Source organism: Streptomyces sp. NPDC054863 (genome assembly GCF_053610825.1).
On sequence record NZ_JBSGZD010000310.1, the window covers coordinates 1 to 9,176 of the forward strand.

Sequence of the window (9,176 nt, forward strand, 5' to 3'; positions counted from 1 at the left end):
CGTGACGGGGGTGCGGGCCACCGGCCTCTTTCTACCGCTGCCTCAATCAAGTCGTCCGGTGCGGACGGAGCGTCCGGTACGGAACGGCTCAGTGCACGGTGGGGACGAACGAAGCGAACTCCGCCGCCAGTTCCGCGTGCACCCGCGCCTTGAGCTGCGTGCCCTCCGGGGTGTGCTCCTCGGAGATCACCTCGCCCTCGGCATGCGCCCGCGAGACCAGGGCGCCCTGGATGTACGGCACGAGGACCTCGATCTCGACCGAGGGGCGCGGCAGTTCGCGGTCGATGAGCTCCAGGAGCTCGTCGATGCCCTGGCCCGAACGGGCCGAGACCGCGATGGCGTTCTTCTCGATGCGCAGCAGCCGCTGGAGGACGACCGGGTCGGCCGCATCCGCCTTGTTGATCACGACGATCTCCGGCACGTCGAGCGCGCCGACGTCACGGATCACCTCGCGCACGGCGGCCAGCTGCTCCTCGGGCGCCGGGTGCGAGCCGTCCACCACGTGCAGGATCAGGTCGGAGTCACCGACCTCCTCCATGGTGGAGCGGAACGCCTCGACGATGTGGTGCGGCAGGTGCCGGACGAATCCGACGGTGTCCGCCAGCGTGTAGAGCCGCCCGCTGGGCGTCTCGGCACGGCGCACGGTCGGGTCGAGGGTGGCGAACAGTGAGTTCTCCACCAGCACGCCCGCGCCCGTGAGGCGGTTGAGCAGGGAGGACTTGCCCGCGTTGGTGTACCCGGCGATGGCGACCGACGGCACCTTGTTGCGCCTGCGCTCCTGGCGCTTGAGCTCGCGACCGGTCTTCATCTCCGCGATCTCCCGGCGCATCTTCGCCATCTTCTCGCGGATCCGGCGCCGGTCCGTCTCGATCTTGGTCTCACCGGGACCACGGGTGGCCATGCCGCCACCGCCGCCGCCACCCATCTGACGGGACAGCGACTGACCCCAGCCGCGCAGTCGCGGCAGCATGTACTGCATCTGCGCGAGTGCGACCTGTGCCTTGCCCTCTCGGGACTTGGCGTGCTGGGCGAAGATGTCGAGGATCAGCGCGGTCCTGTCGACCACCTTGACCTTGACGACGTCCTCAAGGTGGATCAGCTGGCCGGGGCTCAGCTCACCGTCACAGACCACGGTGTCGGCTCCGGTCTCCAGAACGATGTCCCGCAGCTCCAGGGCCTTGCCCGAGCCGATGTAGGTCGCCGGGTCCGGCTTGTCACGCCGCTGGACGACACCGTCGAGCACCAGGGCTCCGGCCGTCTCGGCGAGCGCCGCCAGCTCCGCGAGGGAGTTGTCCGCGTCCTGCGCGGTCCCCGAGGTCCACACACCGACCAGCACGACGCGCTCCAGGCGCAGCTGCCGGTACTCGACTTCGGTGACGTCCTCAAGCTCGGTGGAGAGGCCCGCCACACGCCGCAGCGCGGCACGCTCGGAGCGGTCGAGCTGATCGCCGTCCCGCTCTCCGTCGATCTCGTGGCTCCAGGCGACGTCCTCTTCCATCAGGGCATCGGCCCGCAGGCTGTCTGTGATGTTGTCGTTCGTGGAAGGGGAAGAAGTGGAGGGGGTCATTGGATCCTTAGGTCGTGTGTCGGTGGACTGGAGTGTCCCTGCGGGAAGCCGGAAAGCCTCCGTCGACAGTCACAACGCGTGACGGGTCCGGATGATTCCCGGAGATTCGCGTGGGATCCCGGGAAGTTTCCGCCGCCAGGCCGTGCCGCCGACCCGTCGATGGTCGCACGGCTCGGCCCAGTCGTCACAGAGGTTTACCGGCCCGTGCGCCCGTGCTCAGCGTCGGCTCTCCTGGCCCTGGGGCGCCGCGCTCCTCCAGTCCGGGTGCCCCGGCATCGGCGGCGTCTTCTGCCCGTACAGCCACTGTTCGAAGAATCCGGAGAGGTCGCTTCCGGCAACGTCCGATGCCAGTTCCACGAAGTCCGCGGTGGTCGCCGCCGAGTCCCGGTGCTCGCTCACCCAGCGCCGCTCGACCCGGTCGAACGCCGCCTCGCCGATCTCCTGACGCAGCGCGTAGAGGACGAGAGCGCTGCCCTCGTACACGACCGGCCGGAAGATACTGATCTTCTGCCCGGGCTGGGAAGGCTTCGGCGCGGCCGGGGCGCCGCCCGCGCGCCGCCACTCGTCGGAGCTGCTGTACGCGGCCTTCATGCGCTCCTCAAGAGGGCGCTGCTTCTGCGCGTACAGGGCCTCGTACCAGGTGGCGTGGCCCTCGTTGAGCCACAGGTCGGACCAGGAGCGGGGCGAGACGCTGTTGCCGAACCAGTGGTGCGCCAGCTCGTGCACCATGATCGAGTCGACGTACCACTCCGGGTAGCCGGCTCCGGTGAACAGCGACCGTTCGAAGAGCGACAGGGTCTGCGTCTCCAGCTCGAATCCGGTGTGGGCATCCGCGACGAGCACTCCGTACGCCTCGAAGGGGTAGCGCCCGACGCGTTCTTCCATCCATTCCAGGTGCGCCGGGGTCTTCTTCAGCCACGGCTCCAGCTTCTGCGCGTCGGCGGCCGGCACGACGTCCCTGACGGGCAGGCCGTGCGGCCCCGTCCTGCGCAGGACGGCGGATCTGCCGATCGAGACCTGGGCGAGCTCGGTCGCCATGGGGTGACTGGTGCGGTACGTCCAGGACACCGCCTCCTTGGCATCCTTGAGGCCCCTGATCTGCCGCGGCATGGCGGACGGCAGACCGTTGGCGACGACCGTCTGCCCCTTGGGCGCGGTCACCCGGAAGGTGAAGTACGCCTTGTCGGAGGGGTGGTCGTTGCACGGGAAGACCCGGTGAGCGGCATCCGCCTGGTTCGCCATGGCGAGCCCGTCGCCGGTGCGCACCCAGCCGCCGTCGGAGATGTCGCCGGCGGGGTTGCTGGTGTGCCTGACGGTGATGACCGTGCGGATCCCCTCGTGAACGGCTTGTTCGGGGGTGACGACCAGGTCCTCGCCGGTGACGGCGAACCTCGCGCGCGTGCCGTTGACGTCGACCGACTTCACGGTGCCGTGTGCGAAGTCGAGGTTGATGCGCTCCAGCGGCGCCGTCGCCCGCGCCTCGATCCTCGTGACGGCGTCCAGCGGTTGGGTGTTGTCGCCCCTGTAGGTGAGGCCGATGTCGTACGAGAGGACGTCGTACCCGGGGTTGCCGAGGTGCGGGAAGAGCGGATCTCCGATGCCGAGGGGTACGGGGGCGGGCAGCACGGCACCGACGAGGGAGACGGAGGCCGAGGCCAGCAGAACGGCACGCAGGCGCCGGGAGGTGAGCAGCATGAACTACCGCTATCAGCGCCCGAGTCCGCGCGGGGGGACGGCACGCACCGCACCACCCGAACGAGCGTCGGCCACGCTGTGCCCCTGGTCCGGACAGCGCGACCGCTTCGTGGCTGCGGTCCGGCGGTTTCGTGACGGCGGTCCGTGGGTGGCGGTCCGTGTGGCGGCGGTCAGGCGGTCGACGGGTGCTGGGCGCGGCTGACGTCGTACACCCCGGCCACCTCGCGCATCGCCCGCATGAGCGCGGGGAGTCCCGCGGCGTCCGGGAGCTGGAGGGTGTACGTGTGCCGGACGCGCTGCTCGGAGGGCGGTTCGACGGTGGCCGACACGACTTCCACCCCGGCCGTCGCGATGGCCTCCGTGAGGTCGGCCAGCAGGTGCGGCCGACCGAAGGACTCGGCGACCAGGGTCACCCGGCAGTCCGTGGTGTCCTGCCAGCGCACACCGACGGGCTCCCGTCCGACGGCCCGCATCCGGGCGACGGCGGCACAGCCCTCGCGGTGCACCGTGACGACGCCGCCGCGCACCGCGAAGCCGAGGACCCGGTCGGGCGGGACGGGCGTACAACATCCGGCCAGACGCACACTCGCGTCCGGCAGGTCGGTCACGGCGTTCTCCACCACGGGCCGCGAAGCCCCCTCTGCGGCCGCAGGAGCGCCGGAGACCGGCGGAGCGGCCCCCTGGGTCCCCGCCGCCCCTCCGTCCGGCCTGCCGCGCTTCGGGGGCCCCGCGTCGTGCGCGGTCCCCGGGTCGGCGAGCCAGCCCTCGATGGCGATCCGTGCGGCGGGGGTCCGGGCGTGGTCGAGCCAGTCAGGCGAGGGCCCGGAGGCCGCGTCGTGGGCGAGCAGCAGCTGCACGCTGTCGCCGTCGAGCAGCACCGTGCTGAGCGTCGCCAGACGGCCGTTGACCCGCGCACCGATGCAGTCGTGGGCAGCCTCGCCGTACTGCGCGTAGGCGGCGTCCACACAGCTCGCGCCGGCGGGCAGTCCGAGCGTGCCGCCGTCGGAGCGGAACACGGTGATCTCCCGGTCCTGCGCGAGGTCGGCCCGCAGCGAGGTCCAGAAGGCGTCCGGGTCGGGCGTGGCCTCCTGCCATTCCAGGAGCCTCGACAGCCAGCCGGGCCGGGTAGGGTCGACGCGCTCGCCGTCGGGTACGGATTCGGCGGCGTCCGGCTGGGCGTACGGGTTGCCGAGCGCGACGACGCCCGCCTCGGCCACTTTGTGCATCTGGTGCGTACGGATGAGGACTTCGGCGACCGCCCCGTCGCCGCCGGCGACGGCGGTGTGCAGCGACTGGTACAGGTTGAACTTGGGCGAGGCGATGAAGTCCTTGAACTCGGAGATCACCGGGGTGAAGCAGGTGTGCAGTTCGCCGAGGACGGCGTAGCAGTCGGCGTCCTCGCCCACCAGGACGAGCAGCCGTCCGAAGTCCGTGCCCCGCAGGTCGTCGCGCTTGCGGGAGACCCGGTGCACGGAGACGGAGTGCCGCGGCCGGACGACGACCTCCGCCGCGATGCCCGCCTCTTTGAGGACGCCGCGGACGTTGTCGGCGATCGGGGCGAGGGGGTCGCCCTGGGCCGCGTTGGCGTCGATCAGCGCGCGGGTGCGCGCGTAGTCGTCGGGCTGGAGGATCGCGAAGACGAGGTCTTCCAGCTCGGTCTTGAGCGCCTGCACGCCGAGCCGTTCGGCGAGCGGGATGAGGACTTCGTGGGTCACCTTCGCGATGCGGACCTGCTTCTCGGGGCGCATCACGCCCAGGGTGCGCATGTTGTGCAGCCGGTCGGCGAGCTTGATCGACATCACGCGTACGTCATTGCCGGTGGCGACCAGCATCTTCCGGAAGGTCTCCGGTTCGGCGGCGGCCCCGTAGTCGACCTTCTCCAGCTTGGTGACGCCGTCGACGAGGAAGCACACCTCGTCACCGAACTGCTCACGCACCTGTTCCAGGGTCACGTCGGTGTCCTCGACGGTGTCGTGGAGGAGGGACGCGGTCAGGGTGGTGGTCTCCGCGCCGAGTTCGGCGAGGATCAGCGTGACGGCCAGCGGGTGCGTGATGTACGGCTCGCCGCTCTTGCGCATCTGCCCCCGGTGCGAGGACTCGGCGAGGACGTAGGCCCGGCTGAGGATCGTGAGGTCGGCTTCCGGATGGTGCGCGCGGTGGGCCTCGGCCACATGGGCGATCGCGTCGGGAGTACGGCTCCGTGCGGCGGAACCGAGCAGGGCGGCCCTGCCCAGCCGGCGCAGGTCGATCCGCGGACGGCCGCGCCTGCGGCCCTCCGCGGCCCGCTGGAGCGCCGCCGGCTGGGTCAGCGGGCGAAGCTCTGGCGACACACCGTTGGGATTGGTGGCCTCTGCACTCATGGGCACCTCCGGCAGCCTCGACCGGCGGTGGGCGGGTGGCGACTCCCCCTGCCTTCGTACGGGAGTGTCCCGTCGGGGCCGGTGCTTGATGCTACCGAGCCCATCATGCGGTGCTGACCGGGTCCCGCCAGGCGTGAACCGGATCACCCATTCGAGCGAAGGTCTATACGGTGCCGTTTTCGATGATTCCGAGCCACGAGGGCTCGATGTGCCCCTCCGCGACGATCACGGCGGGGCCGGTCATCTCGATGGTGCCGTCCGGCCGTTCGGTGATCACGAGGCGTCCGCCGAGGACGTCCACGGTGTACGTCACGGGGGCACCGGTGACGGCGGGGTCGGCCCCGTCACGGCGGGCGGCGGCCACCGCCACGGCGCACGCGCCCGTACCGCAGGAGCGTGTTTCGGCGGCGCCGCGCTCATGGACCCGCATCGCGACGTGCCGCGGGCCGCGGTCCACGACGAATTCGACGTTCACACCCTGCGGGTAGGCGGTGGCCGGGCTGAACGGCGGCGGAGTGTACAGATTCCCGGCGTGCGCCAGGTCCTCGACGAAGGCGACGGCGTGCGGGTTGCCCATGTTGACGTTACGGGCGGGCCAGCTGCGGTCGCCGACGGAGACGGTGACGTCGCCTTCGGGAAGCGCGGCGCGGCCCATCGAGACGGTGACGTCGCCGTCCTTGTCGAGGTGGACGCGCTTGACGCCACCGCGGGTGGCGACGTCGAGGTCGCCCTCGCGGACGAGGCCGGCGTGCTGGAGGTAGCGGGCGAAGACGCGGACGCCGTTGCCGCACATCTCGGCGACGGAACCGTCGGCGTTGCGGTAGTCCATGAACCACTCGGCCGTGCCCGCCATCGCGTGCCCGTCGGGGTGCGCGGCGGACCGCACGACGTGCAGCAGTCCGTCGCCTCCGACGCCGGCCCGGCGGTCGCACAGCCGCGCAACGACGGTCGCGGGCAGGTCGAGGACGTTGTCCGGGTCGGGAACGATCACGAAGTCGTTCTCGGTGCCGTGGCCCTTGAGGAAGGCGATCGGCGCGGCGGCGGCGGATGCGGTGGTCACGCGATCCATCGTAAGGGGAGGGGCCGACAACGAATCTTCGGCTGTCGCGCTCACCGAAGCGGGGGTTCGGTGGTGCGGGGTCAGCGGAGCCGGGCGACGCGCCAGACGGCGAGGGCGACCAGTACGGCACACACTGCCGCATAGAGCGCGGCGACCCGCCAGTCCGCCCGGCCGCCGGAGCCCCGGGCGGGAAGACCCGGCCAGGTGTAGCCGACGCGGCGGGCGGCCATCATGCCCCAGCCCGCGGCGCAGCCGCTGATCAGCAGGCCCAGCATGGCGACGACCGCTCCCCCGTCGCCGATTTCGAAGGCCAGGGGGAAGGCGAACATCAGCGATCCGAGGGCGGCGAGCATCACGATCGGGGCGAGCTGCCAGATCCGCAGGCGCCGCTGCGGCCGCAGTTCCACCTCGACCTCGGCCTCGGTGTCGGGCAGGCCGGGGACTTCTGGAATCTCCGGAACGTCGGGAAGTTCTCCCGGTGTGCCGGGCTGGTCTTCGGGCCCGTCAGGACTCAACCGCTCCGGTTCTTCCTGTGCTCTGTCACGAGGGCCGGCCTCCATCGCCACGCGCCCTCCCCACTCGGACTCCAACGGTCGATCGAAGCTCGATGATGGCACGCGCCCGGGCGCCCGAATGACGGGCGGAGCGTCCCGATGCCATCACGTGATCAGGCTGTGACCGCCCGTTCGAGCAACGCCAGCGCCTGGTGCGGGAGTTCCGCACGGTTCTCGGCCGCGCCGCTCAGCCAGTGCACCCGGGGGTCGCGGCGGAACCACGAGTCCTGGCGGCGGGCGAACCGCTTGGTGGCACGCACCGTTTCGGCGCGCGCCTCCTCGTCGGTGCAATCGCCGACGAGAGCGGCCAGTACCTGCTGGTATCCCAGGGCCCGCGAGGCGGTGATGCCTTCGCGCAGTCCCTGCTCCACCAGGGTGCGCACCTCGTCCACCAGGCCGGCGTCCCACATGCGGTCCACACGCGTGGCGATGCGCTCGTCGAGCTCCGGGCGGGCGACGTCCACGCCGATCTGCACGGTGTCGTACACCGACTCGTGGCCGGGCAGATTGGCCGTGAAGGGGCGTCCGGTGATCTCGATCACTTCGAGGGCGCGGACGATGCGCCTGCCGTTGCTGGGGAGGATCGCGCGGCCCGCGTCGGGGTCGGAGGCCGCGAGGCGCAGATGCAGGGCGCCGGGGCCCTGTTCGGCCAGTTCGGCCTCCAGACGGGCGCGCACCTGGGGGTCGGTGCCGGGGAACTCCATGACGTCGATGGCGCCCTTGACGTACAGCCCGGAGCCGCCGACGAGGACGGGGGTGCGGCCCTCGGCGAGCAGCCGGTCGATCTCCTTGCGGGCGAGCCGCTGGTACTCGGCGACGTTCGCCGTGACGGTGACGTCCCAGATGTCCAGCAGGCGGTGCGGGATGCCGCCGCGTTCCTCGGGTGTCAGCTTGGCGGTGCCGATGTCCATCCCCCGGTAGAGCTGCATGGAGTCGGCGTTGACGACCTCGCCCCCGAAATGCTGGGCAAGGGCTACGCCCAGATCGGACTTTCCGGCCGCGGTCGGTCCGACGACGGCGATGACCCGCGGTGCGGGAGCTGCGCTTCTCACCGCCCCAGTCTCGCAAACCTCGGCGCCGGTCCCCGAACGAGCGACGTGACGGCACACGCGCGGGGTCGTTTCCTGTTGCGAGGTTCCGCACGCCGGTTTACGGACCGGTGTTCCCGGGCGGCGCAATGGGACGCACCGGAAGGCGCGGGATTTCGCCCACACGAGTACCGTATGGAGTAGATATGGGCGTTTTTGCAATGTTTCGTCGGAAGCCCAAGGATGCCGCCGAGGTGTCGACCGGGGAGGGCCGGGAGGCCGCTCCGACGGCCGACGCCACCGCGGAGACCGTGACCGCCGAGGAAACGGAGGCTCCGCAATCCCCGACGGCCGAAACGGCTTCCTCCGACGAGGCCCCTGCTGAGGCAGTCGCTGCGGAGGCCGGGGCCCCGGAGGCCGCGCCCGAGAGCGACGAGGCGCCCGCCGCGGACGGCTTGGAGATCCCCAAGCAGCAGTCCGCGGAGGAAGCAGCGGACAATGAGGTCGGCGAAAGCGTCCGGAAGTAGATCTTCCGGATCCGACAAGGAACGAATACGTCCCCACGAGGGAAGGTGCCCCATGGGCTTCCTGGACAATTTGAAGGCCAAGCTGGCCCCTGCGAAGGAAAAGGCCGCAGACCTCGCGCAGCAGCACGGGGGCAAGATCGAGCAGGGCCTCGACAAGGCCGCTCAGGCGGTCGACTCCAAGACCAAGGGCAAGTACAGCAACCAGATCCAGTCCGGGACGGGCAAGGCCAAGAACGCCCTGGACCGTCTCTCCACGAAGGACGACGGCGGCACTGCGCCGCCTCCGCCGCCTGCTTCCTGAAGCTTCCGGCGCGATACGGGAACGGCCGCGGAACCATTTCGGTTCCGCGGCCCGTCACGGATCACCACCGCCCCATGGAAATTC

8 protein-coding genes are annotated in these 9,176 nt (G+C 70.8%); 2 read left to right on the forward strand and 6 right to left on the reverse strand.

The annotated features are described in order from the left end of the window. Positions 1-88: 88 nt before the first annotated feature. The 6 genes from hflX to miaA all read right to left on the reverse strand — a co-directional run bounded on the left by hflX (position 89) and on the right by miaA (position 8,288). Complete coding sequence (gene hflX, locus ACWGIG_RS33230) at positions 89-1,567, reverse strand: GTPase HflX (protein WP_453325409.1); 1,479 nt, start codon at positions 1,565-1,567, stop codon at positions 89-91. 216 nt (positions 1,568-1,783) lie between these two features. Next, positions 1,784-3,262 (reverse strand): M1 family metallopeptidase, encoded by a 1,479-nt coding sequence (locus ACWGIG_RS33235; protein ID WP_453325410.1) that lies wholly within the window; start codon positions 3,260-3,262, stop codon positions 1,784-1,786. 170 nt (positions 3,263-3,432) lie between these two features. Further along, the gene (locus ACWGIG_RS33240) at positions 3,433-5,622 is read right to left on the reverse strand and encodes a RelA/SpoT family protein (protein ID WP_453325411.1); all 2,190 of its coding nucleotides are present in this window, start codon (positions 5,620-5,622) and stop codon (positions 3,433-3,435) included. A 163-nt stretch (positions 5,623-5,785) separates the two neighbouring features. Beyond that, positions 5,786-6,691 carry a diaminopimelate epimerase gene (gene dapF / locus ACWGIG_RS33245; RefSeq protein ID WP_453325412.1) on the reverse strand — a complete coding sequence of 302 codons (906 nt, stop codon included), beginning with the start codon at positions 6,689-6,691 and terminating at the stop codon, positions 5,786-5,788. Positions 6,692-6,762: 71 nt separating this feature from the next. Continuing rightward, positions 6,763-7,242, reverse strand: coding sequence for a hypothetical protein (locus ACWGIG_RS33250; protein ID WP_453325416.1), 480 nt, complete (start codon positions 7,240-7,242; stop codon positions 6,763-6,765). A gap of 107 nt (positions 7,243-7,349) precedes the next feature. After that, on the reverse strand, positions 7,350-8,288 hold the full coding sequence (gene miaA / locus ACWGIG_RS33255; protein ID WP_453325413.1) for a tRNA (adenosine(37)-N6)-dimethylallyltransferase MiaA: 939 nt from the start codon (positions 8,286-8,288) through the stop codon (positions 7,350-7,352). 230 nt (positions 8,289-8,518) lie between these two features. Between miaA and ACWGIG_RS33260 the strand changes: the two genes are divergently transcribed. Together ACWGIG_RS33260 and ACWGIG_RS33265 are read left to right on the forward strand one after the other, a co-directional pair. Beyond that, complete coding sequence (locus tag ACWGIG_RS33260; protein ID WP_453325414.1) at positions 8,519-8,791, forward strand: gliding motility protein; 273 nt, start codon at positions 8,519-8,521, stop codon at positions 8,789-8,791. A 52-nt stretch (positions 8,792-8,843) separates the two neighbouring features. Beyond that, positions 8,844-9,092 carry an antitoxin gene (locus tag ACWGIG_RS33265; protein WP_453325415.1) on the forward strand — a complete coding sequence of 83 codons (249 nt, stop codon included), beginning with the start codon at positions 8,844-8,846 and terminating at the stop codon, positions 9,090-9,092. Positions 9,093-9,176 lie beyond the last annotated feature (84 nt).

Bases quoted from the DNA above. Each gene is read 5' to 3' on its own strand.
- hflX (WP_453325409.1), bottom strand. From the start codon at position 1,567: ATGACCCCCTCCACTTCTTCCCCTTCCACGAACGACAACATCACAGAC.
- ACWGIG_RS33235 (WP_453325410.1), bottom strand. From the start codon at position 3,262: ATGCTGCTCACCTCCCGGCGCCTGCGTGCCGTTCTGCTGGCCTCGGCC.
- ACWGIG_RS33240 (WP_453325411.1), bottom strand. From the start codon at position 5,622: ATGAGTGCAGAGGCCACCAATCCCAACGGTGTGTCGCCAGAGCTTCGC.
- dapF (WP_453325412.1), bottom strand. From the start codon at position 6,691: ATGGATCGCGTGACCACCGCATCCGCCGCCGCCGCGCCGATCGCCTTC.
- ACWGIG_RS33250 (WP_453325416.1), bottom strand. From the start codon at position 7,242: ATGGAGGCCGGCCCTCGTGACAGAGCACAGGAAGAACCGGAGCGGTTG.
- ACWGIG_RS33265 (WP_453325415.1), top strand. From the start codon at position 8,844: ATGGGCTTCCTGGACAATTTGAAGGCCAAGCTGGCCCCTGCGAAGGAA.